A 19,206-nucleotide genomic window follows, 5' to 3' on the forward strand; every position below is an offset into this window, starting at 1 on the left:
ATTAATATAGAATGATTGGTGCGGAATTGATGTGATCTAGTTAACACTGCTACAATAATATTTACCGATCGTTCTATAAATGGTAAAATAGACCGCGAAAGGAGCATGATCATGGCGCGAAGCAAAGAGTTTGACATTGATGATGTATTGCTCAAGGCAATGACGATTTTCTGGCAGCAGGGCTATGAGAAGACGTCAATGCAGGATCTTGTAGCCGGCATGGGAATTCACAAGCGAAGCATGTATGACACCTTTGGAGACAAGCATACCTTATATATAAAAGCGCTGGAACGCTTTGCTTCCATTCAAAGCTCCAGGCTGGAGAGCCGGATCGAAGGCATCACCTCTGCCAAGGCAGCCATCCGCCTCTTATTCGAAGCCACAGTCTATAGAAGTGAAGCGGAGCCGAAGGGCTGTATGCTGGTGAATACGGCAGTGGAGCTGTCGGCTCATGATCCGGAAGCAGCTGAGCGGGCCAATGAAGCTTTTCTGAATACCGAGAGATTAATGGAACAGCTGATCCTGCATGGACAGGAGACTGGAGAACTCTCCTCCCGGCATGCGGCTCCGGCGCTTGCTGCTTATCTGCACAATGCCCTGGTTGGACTGCGGGTTATGGTCAAGGCAACGAGGGATGAAGGCAAGCTCCAGACCATTATTGATACTACGCTGGCTGTGCTGGACTGAGCTGCCGTATTAGTATGAACGCGCCTGCCGGTAATTATCCAAACAGATATTCGGGCGGGCAGCAGGCGTGCGGGTGTATTCAGACTTCAATATGAACGCAGTATGCAGTACAATATTATTCTGGATAAGGTTACACCGGCAGGAGGGAGCAATAGGAATGGCTAAGCAGAAATACTACGTTGTCTGGGAAGGCAAGCAGCCCGGAGTCTACAATACATGGGCGGAATGTCAGGCGCAGACGGATCATTATACCGGAGCGAAATATAAGTCCTATGAGAGCAAGGCGGCGGCTGAGACAGCCTTCAAGGCAGGCTGGAAGGGCAACTGGGGAACGGGTGCGGCAGCTTCAGGGACTTCCGGCACAAGCAAGTCAGGCAAGTCCTGGAGCCGGAGTGCCGGAGTGGAGACATCTGAGGAGATCGATTATGACAGCATCTCCGTGGATGTAGGCACCCGGGGGAATCCCGGACCGGTCGAATACAAAGGCGTAGATACCCAGACCGGGGATGTGATTTTCTCCTGCGGTCCGATCCGTAAAGGCACCAATAACCTCGGAGAATTCCTGGCGATTGTGCATGCGCTGGCTCATCTTAAGCAGGAAGGCAGCAGCAAGACGGTCTATAGTGATTCTGTCAATGCAATGAAATGGGTCAAGCAGAAAAAGGTGGCCACGACCTTGCCCCGGGATGCCTCTACAGAGGAGATCTGGCAGCTGATTGACCGGGCGGAGAGCTGGCTGCGCAGCCATACTTATGACAACAAGGTGCTGAAATGGCAGACGAAGTCATGGGGCGAGATCAAGGCGGACTATGGCCGCAAATAAGTTCCTGTTATTCTGGTTAATAACAGATAATGAAACAATACTAATAGCAGGGTAATTGGGAGGAGAACCGAATGTTTGGCAACGATTGGGATGAAGTGCTGCAGGAAGAGACGCAGAAGCCTTACTTTGAGGAATTGCGCTATGCCCTGGCACGCGAGTACAAGCAGTATACAGTCTATCCCCCGAAGGACAAGCTGTTCTCGGCGCTGAAGCTGACGCCTTACAGTAAGACCCGGGTAGTCATTCTGGGACAGGACCCTTATCACGGCGCAGGACAGGCCCATGGTCTTAGCTTCTCGGTAGAGCCGGGTGTAAGGATTCCGCCGTCTCTGCGCAATATCTACGCTGAGCTGCACAGTGATCTCGGGTTGGAGGTGCCGGGCCACGGATCGCTGCTGCACTGGGCGGAAGAGGGTGTGCTGATGCTCAATGCCGTACTGACAGTACGCGAGGGCCAGCCGAATTCGCATAAGGGGCTGGGCTGGGAGACCTTCACGGATGCCATTATGGAGAAGCTGAACGAGCGGACGGAACCGATGGTTTTCATCCTTTGGGGCAGCCATGCCCAGCTTAAGGGCGCGGTAGTTGACCGCAGCAGACACAAGGTGATCCAGTCCCCGCACCCGAGCCCGTTCTCAGCACACCGCGGATTTCTCGGCAGCCGCCCGTTCTCTCAGGCCAACCAGTATCTGGAGCAGCATGGGCTTAAGGGCATAGACTGGTCCATACCGAAGGTATAAGTAGTTCAGGCACAGGGAAGGGCGTGGAGCCATGAAGCATTGGGTTGGCAGACCGGTCATTATGTACTGCGGCGAGCAGCCATATACGATTATGAAAGGCGTTCTGCGCAGATGGGATCTTGCAGCTTCGGTAGCCGTCATCGGGCATCAGGAGATTGCCGTCCCTTTCCGCGATATTGTGTACATCAAGGCTCTGGCTCCCAAAGAGAGGGCTTTGCCCCCGGTTCTCCATTCGGTCGGATATATTATGAGAGAACGTCTGCAGTTTGATAATGCCGTCTATTTCAAATCAGCGGTTACTGTCTGGAAAGGGGACCAGCTGGTTGCATTCAATGCGACGATCATCGCACATACCAAAGGCTCCGTGACGCTGCGTGACGGGCAGAACCTGCCTAAGGGCAACCACACTTTCGTGGTCCGCTCGCTGCGGGGATGAAGTCCAGATACATTCAAGCGTGTACATTGAAAAGCCCTCCGGCGCGGAGATCATCAGCGCCGGAGGGCTTTTTATTAAAAGATAAGAATTTATATGTTTTGGGGCCCCCGCAAAGTACTTGAGTTATCACCTGCGCTAAAGCCCCACTTTGTGGGGTTGTTTTAAAATATAGAATTTATATGTTGCACACGATAACTTATCCTTCTATTTCTCGCTGAAACGGTACCGTCCTTTAAAAGGACGGCAAAGCCGTTTCCACTTGCTATACCTTATCGTCCTTGACGATCTCAATCTCAATCCCCGGCGGAGCACCTGGCTCGGGTACGGGTTGATCCACCCGTTCGGCGACAATGATCTCGTAAATGCGCAGGAAGATGATTTTGATAATCATATAGACCGGAAGCGCAATGAGGACGCCGATCAGTCCATAGAAGTCGCCCCCCACGAGTACAAGCAGCACTGTTGTGAGCGGGTGAACATCCAGCGACTTGCCATAGATGACCGGTGACAGCACGTTATCCTGAATCTGCTGCGCGATCAGAATGACGACGGCTGACCAGATCGCGAGTGAAGGCGATTCGATGAACCCCACGATAACAACGGGAACCGCCGCCAGCAGCGAGCCCACATAGGGAATGAAATTCAGCGGGATGGAGATCACGGCGAGCAGCAGAGAATAAGGCAGGCCGATCAGCAAAAATCCGATGTATAGCAAGATGCCCAGCACCACATTAAGCAGGACACGTGTAACGATGAAGCCGCTGAGTGCAGAGTCGATATCCTTGAACATCTCCTGGCCTTCCTTGCGGTATTTCTTCGGAATCAGGCCCTGAAGAATCGGGGACAGCTTGTGCCCGTCCTTCAGCATGTAATAGAGAATGATCGGCAGGGTAGCGATAACCACGACAATACTGGAGATCACTGTGATCAGGTTGGACATCGAATTGGTCACCCAGTTAATGGCACTGTTCAAATACTCCGTCAGGCGTGTGGTCACATCCGTGTCACCCTTGAAGAAGCGGGAGAGTGACGGGTCGTTCTGCAGTTTGTTGAACTGGTTTTGTATACCCTCGACCAGATATGGCGTATTGTCGATGAAATTCTGGATTTGCTCGCGCAGTGTAGGCCAGACCAGCACCCAGAATAAGACGAACAGTCCGGCGAACACAAGATAAATCAGCAGGACGGACAGCCCGCGGTTAACATTTTTGGTCCCCAGATAGTTGACAATCGGCCGCAGAAGATAATACATAAAGCCCGACAGCATCATGGGTACGAGCAGCAGTTGAATGATAGATACCAGCGGTGTGAACAGAAAAATGACCTTCGAGCCCAGGTACAGAATCGTCAAAAAGGCGATAATGGCCAGGCAGGTCCGAAAATACTTGCTTTGAAGCACAGCAGCCCCCCCTATCTCTTAAGTTATGTTTATGTATACGTATCTTTATAACCCAATTAGAAGAGATTGATTCAGGCCTGACCGGGAGCCGCCGCCACATGCGGGATTCAAGCCACAGGCGGAGTGGTAATATCGCAGTAGCAGAGTGGAAATATTGCAGTAGCAGTAATAGGAGGGATGCCGCATGCCAACATTGGTATTGGGGATTTTTGGACACCGGAGTGATGCGGTGCTGGCGATCGAAGAATTGAAGAAGAGTGGGATCAAGGCGAAGCATATCTCAGCTGTCACGAAGCAGAAGAACACGCTGGAGATCATCAGCAAGGATGCCGCGATTGGAGAAGTGGAGACGGGGCAGGGGAATAATGGCTTGTACGGTACAGCCCGCGGGCTTGGGGTAGGCCTGGATATGGTCGCTGATTCTGCGGTCGCAGCAGGTCCGGCAGCCCGCAAGCTCGCGGGGGCGGATCTGGAGACAGACGGCCTTGCGGTCAGCCTGATCGGAATGGGGATTCCGCAAGATGACGCGGAGGCGTATGCGAAGCATGCTGACCTGGAGCATATTATTGTCATTGTCCTTCTGCCTGAAGAGGAGCTGCGGGAGAGAGTGCAGACCATATTTGCGAAGCATGATGTCATACCTTTGAATTAAGCGATGGATTCGGAAAATATAAGGGATCAACGCAGCCGGCGGGACTTTCGTCTGGCTGCTTTTTTTTTGCGGTTCTGTACGAACAGCACGGGGTCGATGCCGGCACCTACCTGTCCGCCGGTTTCCTTGGTCACCTGCTTGGCTTTTACCAGAGAGAAAAAAGCAAACAGTTCCCCGAGTACGCCAAAGCCGGCAGCGATAATCGCATAATCCTCTGCACTGAGCTCCTCGGTTTCTACTGGGCCGTCACTGCCGCTCCCTCCTTGGCCGTTAATGCCGCCATTGCTGCCATTACCGCCGTTACCGCCCGCGCTGCCATATCCGTTGTTATTGTAATAGGCCATCTCCTGTTCACCCGCTTTTCCCCATATGTAATATAAATATGTCGCCCGCTGCCATTGTGAAATGGGCAATCGGGAGGTAATTTGCCGCACCGGATGATATAGTTACAAGGCTGAAATGAGCATAAATGAGCAGAGCATACGCGAATACTTACAGCAGTAGTGTATCCGGCTGGAATAGTAGCCTCTTTACAGTTCATGAAAACGCTGTTACAATCATAAATGAGCACAAATGATCAACATCAGTCACAAGTGATTTGAATCCAGTCATCTTATCTTTCAATTCAGGTAGTTAGTGTATATATAGGAATCCAGCAGCGGGTAGCTGCACATCCTAAGGAGTGAGCTGCATGTTTGAAGAAGAACGCAAACGGATGATTCTGCTGTTTGTCGAGAAGCACACAAGAGCCTCGGTTCAGGAGCTGGGCCAGGAGCTGTCCGTCTCGGAATCGACCATCCGCCGGGACCTTAAGGAGCTGGAGGAAGCGCGGCTGCTGAAGCGTACGCATGGCGGGGCGGTATCCCTGCAGAGTGTGAACTTTGAAGCGGCGGTTACGGACAAGGAAGACCGGTTCCTGGAAGAGAAGCTGCGGATTGCCGGGAAGGCTGTGGAGATGATTGAGGATGGTGATGCCATTCTCCTTGACGGAGGTACCACTACCCTGCAGATTGCCCGGGCGCTGAAATCGTTCCGCAATCTCAAGGTCATTACCAACTCAATCATGGCGCTGAACGAGCTGAAGGACTGCCGCCATATCGAGGTGTCTATTACAGGCGGGATGCTAAGGCCGGACACCATGGCTTTTGTCGGACCAATGACCGAACGCTCGCTGGATATGGTTCGGGTGGATAAGGCTTTCCTTGGCACCAACGGGCTGGATATCCGTGAAGGGATTACGACGCCGAATATGCTGGAAGCGGCCACCAAGCGCAAAATGATCGCTGTAGCGAAGCAGACGATCCTGCTGGCCGACCATAGCAAGATCGGGCAGATCTCCTTTTGCAAGGTTGCAGATCTGCAGGAGATGGATCACTGCATTCTGGATACGGGCACACCGGATAGCTTCAGGAGGCAGCTTGAGAAGCTGGATGTGGATTATACACTGGTGTGACGGGATGGGAAGACAAACATTATAAATGAGGGATGAATGATGATCTATACTGTGACACTCAATCCTTCCGTCGATTATATCGTGGAGGTAGAAGAATTAACACTAGGCGGACTCAACCGGATGAAGCGTGATATGAAGCTGCCCGGCGGGAAGGGAATCAACGTATCCCGCGTTCTGAAGCAGCTGGGCGTTGAGAATACGGCAACCGGATTTCTGGGCGGCTTCACCGGCGGCTACATTGATACCTGGCTGGGCCAGGAGGGGATCACCGGCGACTTCGTTCATATTGCGGACGATACCCGGATCAATATCAAGCTTAAGGCCGGGCAGGAGACAGAGATTAACGGGGCCGGGCCTGTCATTACGGAGACCGAGATGTCTTCGCTGCTGCTTAAGCTGGAAGCCCTGAAGCCGGGTGACATTGTGATCCTGTCAGGCAGCACGCCACCTTCGCTGGGTGGAGATTTCTACAGCAGACTGATTGCAGTATGCAGGCAGAAGGGCGCGGAGTTCGTTATTGATACGACCGGGCAGGCCTTGCAGGACGCCTTATCCCGGGGGCCATTGCTGGTCAAGCCGAATCACCATGAGCTGGCAGAGCTGTTCGGTGTTCAGATCAGTACCAGAGAAGAGATTATCACTTACGGACGCAAGCTTCTTACGGGTGGTGCCAAGCACGTGCTGGTCTCGATGGCTGGCGAAGGCGCATTGTTCCTTACCGGGCAAGAAGTATACCATGCCAGCGCTCCTAAGGGCCAGGTGAGGAATTCAGTAGGTGCGGGAGATTCGATGATTGCCGGATTCGTGGGCACCTTGTCGCTGACAGGGAATGTGCTGGAGGCATTCCGTGTCGGTGTGGCATCAGGAAGTGCCACAGCGTTCTCCGATGATCTGGCAGACCGGGCATTGATTGAAGAGCTTCGTCCGCTTATTGCCATTTCTCAGCTATGAATAACAGAGGTTAACAGGTTCAAGTACATTCGGGGAGTTGAGAATTGATGAAAATTACAGATTTGATGATACAGGAAACGATGATTATGGAGCTGCAGGCGACAACGAAGGAAGGGGTCATTGACGAGCTGATTGCCAGCCTCGCGGCCAGCGGCCGCATCACGGATGCGAAGCTGTTCAAGGAGAAGATTCTGGAGCGTGAAGCCCAGTCCAGCACAGGCATCGGCGGAGGCATTGCTATGCCTCATGCCAAGACCAAGGCCGTTAGCGAAGCAACAGTAGTCTTTGCGAAGAGCAGCGCCGGAATTGATTTTGCCTCCCTGGATGAAGCGCCGGCCCACATCTTCTTCATGATCGCCGCGCCGGACGGAGCTGGAAATATGCACCTGCGGACACTCGCTGCACTGTCCAGGTTGCTCATTGAAAGCGAATTCATCGAACAAATCATGAGGGCCAAGAATCCTGCCGAGGTGTCCGCCTTATTCGATGCCAAGCAAGCGGAGGCTGAAGCCCAGGCGGAAGCGGAAGCCAAGGCAGCGGCAGTGAAAGCTGCTCCTAAGGCAGCCGCACCGCAAGCTGAACCGGCACGAATCATTACCGGGAACCCGGATTCACAGAGCTTCGTTGTTGCTGTAACAGCGTGTCCTACGGGTATTGCCCATACCTACATGGCAGAGGATGCCCTCAAGAAGAAGGCCAAGGAGATGGGTGTCAATATCCGTGTCGAAACGAACGGCTCGGAGGGTGCGCAGAATGTGCTGACCCCAGATGAGATCGCCCGGGCCAGCGGGGTCATTGTTGCCGCCGACAAGAACGTGGAGATGGAGCGCTTCAGCGGCAAGCCTGTGCTCCAGCGTCCGGTTAGCGACGGTATCCGCAAGTCAGAGGAGCTAATCCGGATTGCAGTTGCAGGAGATGCGCCTATCTACCGCGGCTCTGGTCGCAATGAAGAAGGCTCAGCGCCTGTGAAGTCCGGTTCTATTGGAAGCAAAATCTACAAAGACCTGATGAACGGCATCTCGCATATGCTGCCGTTCGTAGTCGGCGGAGGCATTCTGCTGGCGATCTCCTTCCTGATTGAACAGGTGGCCAGTCCCGACAATCCGCTGGTCAAGCTGCTGCAGAGCATTGGCGGCGGAGACGGAGCCTTCCACTTCCTGATTCCGATCCTTGCCGGATTTATCGCGATGAGCATCGGTGACCGGCCTGCGCTGATGCCGGGTATGGTCGGCGGTCTGATGGCCCTTAACTCCAATTCGGGCTTCCTCGGCGGTCTGGCTGCCGGGTTCCTGGCCGGCTACGTTGTGATTATGCTCCGCAGAGCCTTCTCGGGCCTGCCGCGCACACTGGACGGTCTGAAGCCGATTCTGCTCTATCCCGTATTCAGTTTGCTAATTACTGGCGCAGTTATGTTCTTCCTGTTCGATCCGTTATTTAGCTGGATTAACGGAGGATTGACCGATGCGCTTAACAATCTCGGTACCGGCAACAAGATTCTGCTGGGCTTGGTGCTTGGCGGGATGATGGCCATTGATATGGGCGGTCCGTTCAACAAAGCAGCCTACACCTTCGCTATCGGCGTGTTTACATCCAGCGGCAATACAAACGGAATGATGATGGCCGCAGTGATGGCCGGAGGGATGGTGCCTCCGCTGGCGATTGCCCTGGCGACCTCGTTCTTCAAGAATAAATTCACGGAGACCGAACGCAAATCCGGTGTAACCAACTATGTGCTGGGCTTGTCGTTCATCACCGAAGGGGCTATTCCGTTCGCTGCGGCTGATCCGCTGCGGGTGCTCACCTCCTGTATTCTGGGCTCTGCCGTAGCCGGCGGACTTACCCAGCTGTGGAACCTCAACGTTCCCGCACCGCATGGCGGTGTGTTCGTAGCCTTCCTGTCCAGCAATGCCGCGCTGTTCCTGTTATCTGTGCTGATCGGTTCCGTGATTTCCGGTCTGATCCTGGGGCTCTGGAAGAAGCCGATCACAGCAAAATAACGTATCTTGCCTTTCCCTGGAACCGCCTGGGAGCAGAGACAGACCTCTGCTCCCAGGCGGTTTTTGCCATTTAGACCCTGTAACAGGACTGTTTTACGCTTGCCCCTCCAATTTGGTGTCTTATTTCGGTATAATTAAAAATATATATACAGAGAAGGCAAAGGAGAATGCGAAATGATTCTGCACAGAGGTGAGGTCTTATTCCGCCAGGGTGACGGCGGCCAGAACCTGTTCAAGGTGAAGAGCGGACTGTTCAAGGTCACGAGACTGCATGAGAACGGGAACATGGTATTGTTCAACCTGCTATATCCGGGTGAGACCGTTCCGCATCATTCCCTCATTTCGCCGAAGGAGGCGCATGGAACCGCAGTTGCAATGATGAAAAGTGAGGTCGAGCTGATTCCGGCTGCAGAATGGTACCGGGAGCTGAGGGAGAAGCCTGAGAAGGTGATGGAGATCGCCCTTTTGCTTCAGGAGAAGGTGCGGTTCATGCAGACGAGGCTCGATCATCTCACGGTTGGAACGCCGGGGGAGCGGATGGCCCTGCTGACCCGCTGGCTGACCGAATATTCTCATGGCGCACAGCTCACAGATCTGCTGACACAGGAAGAGATCGGACAATTGATCGGCGTCCGCCGCGAGACCGTCAACCGTCTGCTGCGGAATCCGGGCTGATTGCTTATTTTCAGTGGAAACTGTTTAGAGTGGCCCCTCCGCGTGGTATAATCTATTCAGAACATATCAAACTAAAGAAAGGATCAGGATACCATGTGTCCCCGAAGGACGATTCCCCAAAGGACGATTTGGAAACGTTATGATCTGTCTTATACTTAGCTTCCCTGTAGCATGTGCGCGAACCGTTGTTCATTGACGAAGCCGCTTCTGCGAAGGGAAGGAAGTATTGTATGCGAAGGAGCAACATCTCCTCCGGTATAACCCTTCGTAGAGGCTGGCACGAACGTCTAGCCGCCATATACGATAAGGGGAGACCGAGTAATGAGGAAACAAGACAGTGGCATGAGTTTGCCGCTCCGGTTAGCTATTATTTTGACCGGAACACTATTGCTTGCATTTACGTATTATCACATTAATTATCAGAACCACTTGACCGAAGGCGGATTCGTAGGATTGTCGCTGCTCGGCAAGTATGTACTGGGGATTTCACCATCACTTAGCATCCTGATTTTGGACATTCCGGTACTCATCATCGCAATCATTTTCAAAGGAAAATCATTCGTAGTGAACACCTTCATCTCCGTAGTGGCCTTCACGGTATTCTACGGGATGATGGAACGCTATTCCGGCTGGGTTATTGACCTGCAGGATAACTTGCCGGTTGCGGCGCTGTTGTCCGGGGTATTGACAGGTCTGGGCGCAGGAATGGTCCTGCTGGGCGGCGGGGCGAGCGGCGGGGACGATATTTTGTCCGTGCTGATCAGTGAATGGAAAGGTATTAAGGTAGGAACCGTATTTATCCTGATGGATGTAATCGTTCTGGCTTTCTCCCTCTTCTATATGCCGTTAAGAGAAACCCTGTACACTGTGATGGCTGTAGTTGTAGCCGGTTATGTAATCACTTTTACAACCTCTCTGGGCAGACGGAAGCTGGTTCAGGCACCTAAGATTCCGTCCGCACTTGCCAAGACTCAGGAAGGTACAGTGAATGTGAATAATGCAATGTGAACTCCGTGAACCACGGGGATGATAAAAGGTCAGCGGACTACCGTCCGGCTGGTCTTTTTTTTGTGCGGTAAGATTAGTCCGTGGACTGCTTCACCGCGGACAGCAGCAGGAACATCGGACGCCGCGTCTCCTCCTGCCAGGCCGGATTCTTCTCCAGCATCTCAGGGGTCGGCTGCAGCTCCGACATCTCCTTCAGGACGAAGCCTGATTCGAGCAGTGTACCCAGGTAGGTGGCGGTGGTCCGGTGGTATTTGGCAACCTCGTGTTCGAGAAAATCAGCCAGTCTTAGCCCTTCGAGATGGTAGTTGTCCACGGGCCAGTGCTGCTTCTCCCCGTCCGGGCTGTAATGCCAATCCTGCGCGGCGAGCGCGGTGAAGATCGGATGCTCCACAGAGAAGACGAAGGCTCCCCCGGGCTTCAGGCAATGCCGGACCTGGCGGCAGAGACTGCCGAAATCTTCAATATAGTGGATCGCCAGCGAGCTGATCACGGTATCAAATTGCTCTGCCCCGAATGCGGCATCCTCAATCGCGAGCTGGAGATACTCAATCTTCGGGTCGTCTGTCATCGTACGGGCACGCTCCAGCATATTGGCGGAGAGATCTATGCCTACGACGGAAGCCGCCCCCTGCTCCCGGGCATACCGGCAGTGCCAGCCGAACCCGCACCCCAGGTCAAGCACCCGCTGGCCGGACAGATCAGGCAGCAGGGTACGGAAGACCTCCCATTCTCCGGCAGCCTCCAGTCCGCCCGTAGAGCGGGGCATCAGGCTGTAATTCTCAAAAAAACCCGCGTCGTCATACTTATTTTGCTTCATTTCTTGAACCTCCCACATCCTTGTATTACAGAAAGTATAACGCAGATGGGACGGGGGTGCAGCCTTAAGAATGCTTTATTACCCTTGGGTCCGGTAGCGGATAATCAGCAGGACTACCGTTGTTACAACGGCTAGTGATAAGGAATTGGTGATCAGAAAAGCAAATCCGACCCCCTGCGCGGCCAGGTTAACCGCATAAGCCTCCATAAGTGCGATGCCCAGCAGCATCAGCAGGTAAGATTTCAGACTGAGATCTGCAACAGAACGGGTCCTGAGGATCTGCACAATCTGCGGAATCCAGCCTACAGAGAGAATAAGACCGCCAACCAGCTGCATAACTGTGAACACCATTCATACACCCCGCTATTCTTAATTTCGTATTAGTACGATGTATGCTCTAGGGGGAATGGAGGTTCAGACAAAAAAACCGCCATCCCTCGGGAGGGACGGCGGGTTCACCCGGCAGGCATCTGCCCGGGTCTAGGATTGCTTCAGCTGGATAAGCTGCTTCAGCAGCTGCTGCGTGTCGTCTACAGGAAAGGCTTCCTGCAGCACTTCATTAACGGTCTGCTTCGCCCGGTCAACCTTGTCTTGCCCAATGGCAGTCAGGGACGTATAGATGCTTCTGCGGTCTGCCTCGCAGGACTTGCGCTCCAGCGCTCCGCAGCCCTTGGCTTCGAAGCGGCTGACCAGCCGGGACACAGCACTCTGGCTAAGCCCGACCATCGATTCCAGCTGCTGGAGCTTCAGCTTTTGCTCAGGGGCTTCGGACAGAAACAGCAATACATAGAATTCCTTAAGCGATAACTCATAGTTCTCGGTCAGCTTCGCTTCAAGGACTGCGGCCACCTTCATCTGTATCAGAGAGAGCGATAACCAGCTGTTAATCAGATCATTTGAAGGGGGGTTAGTCATGTCTTCATCCTCCCGGTGTATACCTGTAATGAATAGTAGTTGTTATACAGTATACCATCACCATAGGCAAGCTGCTGACGAATTGTCCTTAACGCGGGAATCCTAATGTGTACTGCTTAGGTATATCTGCGTCTTTGCGCAGCGTCACACCGGCTTCCAGCGTCCAGTAAGGATTACGGAGCATTCCCCGTCCCACTGCCACCAAGTCAGCTTCTTCATTGCCGATGACCGCATTGGCAAGCACCGCTTCATCCAACCGGCCGACAGCAATCACCGGCACGTTAAGCTCCTGGCGGATGATTCTGGCCAGTGGTAACTGATAAGCTGCATGGTTGCCCGGTCCATTCTCTGCGTCAACGGCTCCTTCACCGCCTGAACTGATATGGAAAATATCGGCCCCCGCTTCCTTATAGGCTCTGCTGATCTCCAGCCCCTCTTGGATGCCGTAGCCGCCTTCCACATATTCTCTGGCGGAAATCCGCATGATTAGCGGCATATCCTCAGGCATCACACTCTTGGCAGCAGCGATTACCTCCCGGCCGAACAAGGTCAGATCCTGTCCATACTCATCAGTCCGCTGGTTGGTCAGCGGAGAGTGGAACTGGTGAATCAGATAGCCGTGGGCTCCGTGCAGCTCAATAGTGTCGAACCCGGCCTGAACCGCACGCTCTACGCCGCGTTTGAATTTCTGGACCATGTCTTTAACTTCCTCTGTTGTCAGGGCATGGGGAGTCTTGGAGTTGCCGTCAAAAGGAATAGCCGAAGAGGAGACAGGAACCTTGGCATCCTCCGCCTTGCGCCCGGCATGGGCCACCTGAATTCCGATTTTGGCTCCATGGGCATGACTGGCTTCCACAATCCGCGCCAGCGCAGGAATCTGCTCATCAGACCAGAGGCCCAGATCATAATCGGTAATCCGGCCGTCCGGGTCCACATCAGCCATCTCGACAATGATCAGTCCGGTGCCGCCGACAGCACGGCTTACATAGTGATTGTAATGCCAGTCGTTAGCGATGCCATCCTTATTGGTAACTGAATATTGGCACATGGGCGGCATCACCACCCGGTTCTTCAGTTTTAAGTTTTTATACTCATAGGGGGTGAACAGATCTTTCGTCATGAATGTCGCTCCTTCGTTCTATATGGGATGGATAAACAATAAATGCATGCGCATGCATATAAATATAAGCCGTAGGTTTCTGCCTGTCAAGTCAGCTGGATTAAAATTTGCAATACTGCATATACGCTGTAAGTTTCAGAAATAGCTGTGCGAGTTTACAATTATTATATTGAAAACAATAAAGGGGGATCGCCATGGAGCTGCTGACCATTGTCAAAGCAATCATCCTGGGCATTGTAGAAGGGCTGACCGAATTTGCTCCGGTATCCTCGACAGGCCATATGATCATCGTTGATGATATGTGGCTTAAATCGCAGGAGTTCCTGGGGAAGTACACGGCCAACTCCTTCAAGGTAGTGATTCAATTAGGCTCCATTCTTGCAGTCGTCATTATTTTCCGTAACCGGTTCATTGATCTGCTGGGCCTGAGGAAGCTTAGCCGCCAGGATCTGGCCGTAGTGCCGGAAGGGCAGCGGCAGGCTCCGGTTGAAGGACGGCTGAAGCTGACGCATATCCTCATTGGACTGCTGCCTGCCGGTATTTTCGGATTTCTGCTGGAGGATTACATCGATGAGCATCTGTTCTCTACCTTTACTGTGCTGATTGGACTTGTGGTAGGAGCGTTGTTCATGATCTGTGCTGACCGTTTTGCGCCTGCGAATGCCCGGACTGAGAGTGTGGATCAAATTACATATAGGCAGGCGCTATCAGTCGGATTGATTCAATGTATCTCCCTGTGGCCGGGCTTCTCGCGGTCCGGCTCGACGATATCCGGCGGGGTTCTGCTGGGGATGAGCCACCGTGCAGCAGCCGATTTCACCTTCATCATGGCGGTACCGATTATGGCCGGGGCAAGCCTGATTTCACTGCTGAAGAACTGGCAGTATTTTACGCTGGATGCCTTGCCGTTCTTCATTGCCGGCTTCATTAGCGCCTTCGTATTCGCACTGGTATCGATGCGTTTCTTCCTGAAGCTGATTAACCGGATCAAGTTGTTGCCCTTCGCAATCTACCGGATTGTGCTTGCCGGTGTGGTCTATCTGATCTGGTTCTGATTTCGCCGGACCGCAGAGTCTAAGCTGCTCCTCCTTCATGGGGGTGCGGCTTTTTTTGGCGTTCTGCTATAGGGAATCTGTATAGCCGGATTGCGTGGAAACTGTTGCAGGGCGCGGAAGCCGTGCAGTAAGATGGCATCAGATTAAGGCTTGCAGGCATAAGCGACAGACAACTATACAGAGGAGTGGACACCTATGAGTAAAGGAATCAATACAAGCAGCCTCGGTTATCCGAGAATCGGCAAGAACCGTGAATGGAAGAAAGTGCTGGAGGCTTATTGGGCCGGCAAAATCGATGAGCAAAGCTTCCGCTCGCAGATGGAGGATATTCAGCTTCAGCATTTGCAGACCCAGCAGCAGGCCGGAATTGATCTGATTCCTGTGGGCGACTTCACCTTCTATGACCATGTGCTGGATACTGCCGCCATGTTCGGGATCGTACCGGCGCGTTATGGATATAAGGGCGGAGAGATTCCGCTGGATCTGTATTTTGCAATGGCGCGCGGCAATGCAGAGGCTCCGGCCTGCGAGATGACGAAATGGTTCAATACGAATTACCATTACATTGTACCTGAGATCGGCAGCCTGTCCCCGGTATTGACAGCGAATAAACCGCTGGCCGCCTACCGCTTCGCCAAGGAGCGGGCAGGCATTGAGGGCAAGCCGGTTATAGTCGGACTGTATACCTTCCTGAAGCTGTCCAAGGGCTTCCCGGCAGCAGACATCGCCGCCGTTGCCGCACGCTTCCTCCCGCTGTATGTGCAGCTGCTGCAGGAGCTGAAGGCGGAAGGAGTGGCCTGGGTACAGATCGATGAACCGGCGATTGTTACAGGCTTAACGGCTGAGGATACCGCGCTGCTGCAGAACATTTACAGTGAGATTGCTGCGGCCGTACCTGGTCTGAACCTGATGCTGCAGACGTACTTCGAAGCTGCGGAGCCGCTTGAAGCATTGCTGGCGCTGCCTGTGCAGGGTCTGGGTCTTGACTTCGTCCATGACGGCGGCAAGAATCTGGAGTCGGTTGCACGCCTCGGGTGGCCGCAGGATAAGACACTCGGAGCCGGTATCCTTGACGGACGCAACATCTGGCGCGCCGATACCGATGCCAAGCTGGAGCTGGTTGAGAAGCTGCTGACCTATGTGCCTAAGGAGCAGCTGATTCTCCAGCCAGCGTCAAGTCTGCTGCATGTGCCTGTAACGGTTGAGGGCGAGGTCAAGCTGAAGGCTGCGGTTAAGAATGCCTTGGCGTTCGCCAATGAGAAGCTGGCCGAGCTTGTTCTGATTGCGGCAGCCGCGAACGAAGGAAGAGAGCGTTACGCCGCCGAGCTGGAGCGCAGCCGTGAGGTGCTGGCCGTATTCCGTGCCCTGCCGGAGCGCGGGCGTAAGGATGTAGCGGAGCAGGTGCGTGCCCTTGCCCAGCTGCCGGACCGCCGCAGCCTTCCGTTCGCCGAGCGTGTCAAGGTTCAGCAGGAGAAGTGGCGTCTGCCGCTGCTGCCGACCACGACCATCGGCAGCTTCCCGCAGACGGCTGAAGTCCGCCAGGCCCGTCTGAAATGGCGCAAGGGAGTCTGGAACCAGGAGCGTTATGACTTGTTCATCAAGCGGCAGATCGCTGAAGCGATTACGCTTCAGGAGGAGCTTGGTCTGGATGTGCTGGTACACGGAGAGTTCGAGCGTACGGATATGGTGGAATTCTTCGGGGAGAAGCTGGCTGGCTATCTGTTCACCGCAGGCGGCTGGGTTCAGTCCTACGGCTCACGCTGCGTGAAGCCGCCGGTCATCTATGCGGATGTTGCCTTCATCGAGCCGATGACCGTCAAGGAGAGCGTGTATGCCCAGTCACTGACGAAGCTGCCTGTTAAGGGAATGCTGACCGGACCGGTCACGATCCTGAACTGGTCCTTTGTCCGCGATGATCTCAGCCGCGAGGCGGTGGCTGGACAGATTGCCCTCGCCCTGCGTCATGAAGTATCCGCACTGGAGGAGGCTGGGATCGAGATGATTCAGGTCGATGAGCCGGCGATCCGCGAAGGCCTGCCGCTGAAGGCGAGAGATCATGAGTATTATCTGAACTGGGCGGTGAAATCCTTCCGGACTGCCACGAATCATGTCAAGGACACCACACAGGTGCATACGCATATGTGCTACAGCGAATTCAATGACATGATCGGTTCGATCTCGGCGATGGATGCGGATGTCATCTCCATTGAGACCTCGCGCAGCCATGGTGAGCTGATCGTCAGCTTCGAGGAGCAGGAATACGACAAGGGAATTGGACTGGGTGTGTATGATATCCACAGTCCGCGCGTACCGGTGGTAGAGGAGATGACTTCGGCCATCGAACGTGCGCTGCGCGTGCTGGATGTCCAGCAGTTCTGGATTAATCCCGACTGCGGACTGAAGACACGGGGCTGGGAAGAGACCACAGGCGCACTGCGTAATATGGTGAAGGCTGCGGTCCTGGTGAGAGAGCAGCACGGCGCAGTGACCCGTTAACAGCCGGAGCTGTTCCGTTTAAGATCCTTGGATTCGCACAGAAAAACCACTGCAAGCGGGAGAGTACAGTCTCCGGCCAGCAGTGGTTTTATTTTTGCAGGAAACACTTGATAATAATTCTCATTCTTGATAGAATGAGAAAAGAAAGAAGGAACCTGTGGAGGGCTCCTTCAACTTCTGCAATCATTCATTATTTGCTTTCAAAGGTTTTGCAATCTGTTTCCTCAGATTGTGTAGGCTGCTTGGAGCTGTGGTAAGCAACGAAGATCGACTCAGCGTTGCATTTGTTCTCTTCAGCCCAGTAGGTGCAAGAATTAACTGCGCACAATACGTCTTTTGCCATGAGGGTTCACCTCCTCTTGTAGTAGTAGGCATCATAAATCGGCAAGAAATCAATTACAGCTGCCCGGGCAAGGTGGAGCTTGTCCGAATAGCGCCATAACCTTATTCTATGCGAATAGGGTTTTTGGTGTTTTTTTGCCGTTTTATCATCGTAATTGTAACAAATAAAGAGGCAATACGCAAACAGGACCACACTTGGCTATCTATGGCTGAATGGTCTTATTTGTTATTTTCCGTAAATGGCTGCAACCTTCCAGCTTTTGGAACGTCAAGAGGGATAAGCGCGGAACGGACCGATACAGATAACGGCCTTTCGCCGCGGAAGCTGAAACACAGGAAGCAGTATACAATTACACTTGATGGAGGAATGAGCATGCGAAAATGGGGTCTGCATTACTTGTTGTATCTAGTGGTTGTAGCCGTGGTTCTAACGGGCTGCGGCGCGTCGAGTAGCAATTCAGATTCGGCCGCGAATACAGAAAGCGCGTTCAGAAATGAAGCAGCATCAGACGGATCGGCGGAGAGTGCGCCTGCTGCGGTGGAGATCAAGGAGGATAGTCTAACCTCGAATACTGCGATGGCTGTTAATGATCAGGCTGACCAGAAAGGCGGCGGCGGAAATTCGGCAGTCCCTGGGGCGGGGGCTGAGCAAGGGACAGATGCTTCTGCCGGATTCACCGGCACCGATGTGGTAGCAGGGCTGAACAAGAAGCTGATCTACAAGGCGAACCTCAATATGGAGGTAAGCGACTACGGGGCAGCGCAGACTGAAGTGCGGAATATGGTTACTCTGGCCGGGGGCTACATTATCGAATTCTCAGAGAATATGTCTGAATATGAACAGGGCGGAACCTTTATCCTAAAAGTGCCTGCGGCGGGCTTCTCTCCGTTCCTGAACAATCTGGAGAAGATTAAGCATGAGAAGCTCCAGAGAAGCATCCAGGGGCAGGATGTGTCGGAGGAATATGTGGACCTGGAGTCACGCCTTAAGGCGAAGCAGATGATGGAGGCGCAGTATATTGATTTTATGAAAAAAGCAACCAAACCGGCCGATCTCGTCCAGTTCGCCAACCAGCTTGGGGAAATTCAGGAGCAAATCGAACAGATCAAGGGCAGAATGCGGTATATCGATCAGAACGTATCTTTCTCTACAGTGGAGCTTCGCCTCTACCAGACGGAGAAGAGTCTTACCCTTACGAAGACCAATGCTCAGGGACCGCTGGGTGTACGGGCTTCAGAAGCGCTGAATGGCAGCATGAAGGCGTTGTCTGTGATGTTCCAGTGGCTTGTTGTTGTACTGGCGGCTGCTCTCCCCGTCCTGCTCGTAGCTGGAGTGGTGGTTGCGCTGGTGCTCTGGTTACGGCGAAGCTTCAAGCGGCGGCAACCTGCGCACCCTGAACAGGCACGGCTGGGCGGTAAGCATCTGCCGGGCCGGGAATCGCAGCCTCATCCTGAGAGTGCACCTGTAGTACCAACTGCACCGGAAGAGGAGAATACGGATAAGCAGAACAAGTAGAACGGGCTGCACAAATAAACATAAGGATCATTTGTAAAGAATAAAGCCTCCCTACCCGTGAATACGGGCTGGAGGCTTTGTTCTTGTTCAGGAAATGCAGGCGTGTGGTCCGAATGTACGCGGA

Annotated in this window: 20 protein-coding genes; 13 read left to right on the forward strand and 7 right to left on the reverse strand. The window is 53.4% G+C overall.

The window, feature by feature from the left end; translation table 11 throughout:
• Nucleotides 1-111: 111 nt before the first annotated feature.
• The 4 genes from MKY96_RS06855 to MKY96_RS06870 all read left to right on the forward strand — a co-directional run bounded on the left by MKY96_RS06855 (nucleotide 112) and on the right by MKY96_RS06870 (nucleotide 2,686).
• Nucleotides 112-687 (forward strand): TetR/AcrR family transcriptional regulator, encoded by a 576-nt coding sequence (locus MKY96_RS06855; protein WP_340939398.1) that lies wholly within the window; start codon nucleotides 112-114, stop codon nucleotides 685-687.
• A 157-nt stretch (nucleotides 688-844) separates the two neighbouring features.
• Nucleotides 845-1,510 (forward strand): ribonuclease H, encoded by a 666-nt coding sequence (gene rnhA / locus MKY96_RS06860; RefSeq protein WP_076079957.1) that lies wholly within the window; start codon nucleotides 845-847, stop codon nucleotides 1,508-1,510.
• A gap of 71 nt (nucleotides 1,511-1,581) precedes the next feature.
• A complete protein-coding gene (ung, locus tag MKY96_RS06865) occupies nucleotides 1,582-2,250 on the forward strand; it encodes a uracil-DNA glycosylase (RefSeq protein WP_076079956.1) in 669 nt (222 codons plus the stop codon).
• A 31-nt stretch (nucleotides 2,251-2,281) separates the two neighbouring features.
• Nucleotides 2,282-2,686 (forward strand): hypothetical protein, encoded by a 405-nt coding sequence (locus MKY96_RS06870; RefSeq protein WP_076079955.1) that lies wholly within the window; start codon nucleotides 2,282-2,284, stop codon nucleotides 2,684-2,686.
• Nucleotides 2,687-2,948: 262 nt separating this feature from the next.
• Here the strand turns inward: MKY96_RS06870 and MKY96_RS06875 are convergent, their stop codons facing one another.
• Entirely contained in the window at nucleotides 2,949-4,085 is a 1,137-nt protein-coding gene (locus tag MKY96_RS06875) for an AI-2E family transporter (protein ID WP_340939399.1), read from the reverse strand.
• Nucleotides 4,086-4,269: 184 nt separating this feature from the next.
• Here MKY96_RS06875 and MKY96_RS06880 point away from each other — a divergent pair, with 184 nt between their 5' ends.
• Entirely contained in the window at nucleotides 4,270-4,737 is a 468-nt protein-coding gene (locus MKY96_RS06880; RefSeq protein ID WP_340939400.1) for a hypothetical protein, read from the forward strand.
• A 26-nt stretch (nucleotides 4,738-4,763) separates the two neighbouring features.
• Here MKY96_RS06880 and MKY96_RS06885 read toward each other — a convergent pair whose 3' ends face one another.
• Complete coding sequence (locus MKY96_RS06885; protein ID WP_340939401.1) at nucleotides 4,764-5,081, reverse strand: hypothetical protein; 318 nt, start codon at nucleotides 5,079-5,081, stop codon at nucleotides 4,764-4,766.
• A gap of 347 nt (nucleotides 5,082-5,428) precedes the next feature.
• Between MKY96_RS06885 and MKY96_RS06890 the strand changes: the two genes are divergently transcribed.
• The 5 genes from MKY96_RS06890 to MKY96_RS06910 all read left to right on the forward strand — a co-directional run bounded on the left by MKY96_RS06890 (nucleotide 5,429) and on the right by MKY96_RS06910 (nucleotide 10,821).
• A complete protein-coding gene (locus MKY96_RS06890; protein WP_340939402.1) occupies nucleotides 5,429-6,190 on the forward strand; it encodes a DeoR/GlpR family DNA-binding transcription regulator in 762 nt (253 codons plus the stop codon).
• 39 nt (nucleotides 6,191-6,229) lie between these two features.
• On the forward strand, nucleotides 6,230-7,141 hold the full coding sequence (gene pfkB / locus MKY96_RS06895) for a 1-phosphofructokinase (protein ID WP_340939403.1): 912 nt from the start codon (nucleotides 6,230-6,232) through the stop codon (nucleotides 7,139-7,141).
• Nucleotides 7,142-7,188: 47 nt separating this feature from the next.
• Nucleotides 7,189-9,138, forward strand: coding sequence for a PTS fructose transporter subunit IIABC (locus MKY96_RS06900; RefSeq protein ID WP_340939404.1), 1,950 nt, complete (start codon nucleotides 7,189-7,191; stop codon nucleotides 9,136-9,138).
• Nucleotides 9,139-9,312: 174 nt separating this feature from the next.
• Entirely contained in the window at nucleotides 9,313-9,813 is a 501-nt protein-coding gene (locus tag MKY96_RS06905; RefSeq protein WP_036731809.1) for a Crp/Fnr family transcriptional regulator, read from the forward strand.
• A 321-nt stretch (nucleotides 9,814-10,134) separates the two neighbouring features.
• Nucleotides 10,135-10,821: a YitT family protein gene (locus MKY96_RS06910; protein WP_340939405.1), complete on the forward strand. Its 687-nt coding sequence runs from the start codon at nucleotides 10,135-10,137 to the stop codon at nucleotides 10,819-10,821.
• A gap of 73 nt (nucleotides 10,822-10,894) precedes the next feature.
• Here the strand turns inward: MKY96_RS06910 and MKY96_RS06915 are convergent, their stop codons facing one another.
• The 4 genes from MKY96_RS06915 to MKY96_RS06930 form a co-directional block, all read right to left on the reverse strand.
• A complete protein-coding gene (locus MKY96_RS06915) occupies nucleotides 10,895-11,638 on the reverse strand; it encodes a class I SAM-dependent methyltransferase (RefSeq protein WP_340939406.1) in 744 nt (247 codons plus the stop codon).
• Nucleotides 11,639-11,716: 78 nt separating this feature from the next.
• Complete coding sequence (locus MKY96_RS06920) at nucleotides 11,717-11,989, reverse strand: PQ-loop domain-containing transporter (RefSeq protein ID WP_076079946.1); 273 nt, start codon at nucleotides 11,987-11,989, stop codon at nucleotides 11,717-11,719.
• Between the two features lie 129 nt (nucleotides 11,990-12,118).
• The gene (locus MKY96_RS06925) at nucleotides 12,119-12,553 is read right to left on the reverse strand and encodes a MarR family winged helix-turn-helix transcriptional regulator (RefSeq protein ID WP_340939407.1); all 435 of its coding nucleotides are present in this window, start codon (nucleotides 12,551-12,553) and stop codon (nucleotides 12,119-12,121) included.
• 88 nt (nucleotides 12,554-12,641) lie between these two features.
• Nucleotides 12,642-13,673 (reverse strand): NADH:flavin oxidoreductase/NADH oxidase, encoded by a 1,032-nt coding sequence (locus MKY96_RS06930; RefSeq protein WP_340939408.1) that lies wholly within the window; start codon nucleotides 13,671-13,673, stop codon nucleotides 12,642-12,644.
• A 194-nt stretch (nucleotides 13,674-13,867) separates the two neighbouring features.
• On the opposite strand from MKY96_RS06930, the gene MKY96_RS06935 reads away from it, so the two are divergent.
• Both MKY96_RS06935 and metE read left to right on the forward strand, forming a co-directional pair.
• Nucleotides 13,868-14,728: an undecaprenyl-diphosphate phosphatase gene (locus tag MKY96_RS06935; RefSeq protein ID WP_340939409.1), complete on the forward strand. Its 861-nt coding sequence runs from the start codon at nucleotides 13,868-13,870 to the stop codon at nucleotides 14,726-14,728.
• 195 nt (nucleotides 14,729-14,923) lie between these two features.
• Nucleotides 14,924-17,224 carry a 5-methyltetrahydropteroyltriglutamate--homocysteine S-methyltransferase gene (gene metE / locus MKY96_RS06940; protein WP_340939412.1) on the forward strand — a complete coding sequence of 767 codons (2,301 nt, stop codon included), beginning with the start codon at nucleotides 14,924-14,926 and terminating at the stop codon, nucleotides 17,222-17,224.
• A gap of 190 nt (nucleotides 17,225-17,414) precedes the next feature.
• Here the strand turns inward: metE and MKY96_RS06945 are convergent, their stop codons facing one another.
• On the reverse strand, nucleotides 17,415-17,567 hold the full coding sequence (locus MKY96_RS06945; protein WP_076079942.1) for a DUF1540 domain-containing protein: 153 nt from the start codon (nucleotides 17,565-17,567) through the stop codon (nucleotides 17,415-17,417).
• A gap of 372 nt (nucleotides 17,568-17,939) precedes the next feature.
• Between MKY96_RS06945 and MKY96_RS06950 the strand changes: the two genes are divergently transcribed.
• The gene (locus tag MKY96_RS06950; RefSeq protein WP_340939414.1) at nucleotides 17,940-19,082 is read left to right on the forward strand and encodes a DUF4349 domain-containing protein; all 1,143 of its coding nucleotides are present in this window, start codon (nucleotides 17,940-17,942) and stop codon (nucleotides 19,080-19,082) included.
• Nucleotides 19,083-19,206 lie beyond the last annotated feature (124 nt).

This window comes from Paenibacillus sp. FSL R7-0302, from assembly GCF_038006885.1.
Lineage (GTDB): Bacteria > Bacillota > Bacilli > Paenibacillales > Paenibacillaceae > Paenibacillus_AQ.

What these genes read in the sequence shown, in the direction of transcription:
- MKY96_RS06855 (WP_340939398.1), top strand. Translation starts at nt 112, where the DNA reads ATGGCGCGAAGCAAAGAGTTTGACATTGATGATGTATTGCTCAAGGCA.
- rnhA (WP_076079957.1), top strand. Translation starts at nt 845, where the DNA reads ATGGCTAAGCAGAAATACTACGTTGTCTGGGAAGGCAAGCAGCCCGGA.
- ung (WP_076079956.1), top strand. Translation starts at nt 1,582, where the DNA reads ATGTTTGGCAACGATTGGGATGAAGTGCTGCAGGAAGAGACGCAGAAG.
- MKY96_RS06870 (WP_076079955.1), top strand. Translation starts at nt 2,282, where the DNA reads ATGAAGCATTGGGTTGGCAGACCGGTCATTATGTACTGCGGCGAGCAG.
- MKY96_RS06880 (WP_340939400.1), top strand. Translation starts at nt 4,270, where the DNA reads ATGCCAACATTGGTATTGGGGATTTTTGGACACCGGAGTGATGCGGTG.
- MKY96_RS06885 (WP_340939401.1), bottom strand. Translation starts at nt 5,081, where the DNA reads ATGGCCTATTACAATAACAACGGATATGGCAGCGCGGGCGGTAACGGC.
- MKY96_RS06890 (WP_340939402.1), top strand. Translation starts at nt 5,429, where the DNA reads ATGTTTGAAGAAGAACGCAAACGGATGATTCTGCTGTTTGTCGAGAAG.
- pfkB (WP_340939403.1), top strand. Translation starts at nt 6,230, where the DNA reads ATGATCTATACTGTGACACTCAATCCTTCCGTCGATTATATCGTGGAG.
- MKY96_RS06900 (WP_340939404.1), top strand. Translation starts at nt 7,189, where the DNA reads ATGAAAATTACAGATTTGATGATACAGGAAACGATGATTATGGAGCTG.
- MKY96_RS06905 (WP_036731809.1), top strand. Translation starts at nt 9,313, where the DNA reads ATGATTCTGCACAGAGGTGAGGTCTTATTCCGCCAGGGTGACGGCGGC.
- MKY96_RS06910 (WP_340939405.1), top strand. Translation starts at nt 10,135, where the DNA reads ATGAGGAAACAAGACAGTGGCATGAGTTTGCCGCTCCGGTTAGCTATT.
- MKY96_RS06915 (WP_340939406.1), bottom strand. Translation starts at nt 11,638, where the DNA reads ATGAAGCAAAATAAGTATGACGACGCGGGTTTTTTTGAGAATTACAGC.
- MKY96_RS06920 (WP_076079946.1), bottom strand. Translation starts at nt 11,989, where the DNA reads ATGGTGTTCACAGTTATGCAGCTGGTTGGCGGTCTTATTCTCTCTGTA.
- MKY96_RS06925 (WP_340939407.1), bottom strand. Translation starts at nt 12,553, where the DNA reads ATGACTAACCCCCCTTCAAATGATCTGATTAACAGCTGGTTATCGCTC.
- MKY96_RS06930 (WP_340939408.1), bottom strand. Translation starts at nt 13,673, where the DNA reads ATGACGAAAGATCTGTTCACCCCCTATGAGTATAAAAACTTAAAACTG.
- MKY96_RS06935 (WP_340939409.1), top strand. Translation starts at nt 13,868, where the DNA reads ATGGAGCTGCTGACCATTGTCAAAGCAATCATCCTGGGCATTGTAGAA.
- metE (WP_340939412.1), top strand. Translation starts at nt 14,924, where the DNA reads ATGAGTAAAGGAATCAATACAAGCAGCCTCGGTTATCCGAGAATCGGC.
- MKY96_RS06945 (WP_076079942.1), bottom strand. Translation starts at nt 17,567, where the DNA reads ATGGCAAAAGACGTATTGTGCGCAGTTAATTCTTGCACCTACTGGGCT.
- MKY96_RS06950 (WP_340939414.1), top strand. Translation starts at nt 17,940, where the DNA reads ATGCGAAAATGGGGTCTGCATTACTTGTTGTATCTAGTGGTTGTAGCC.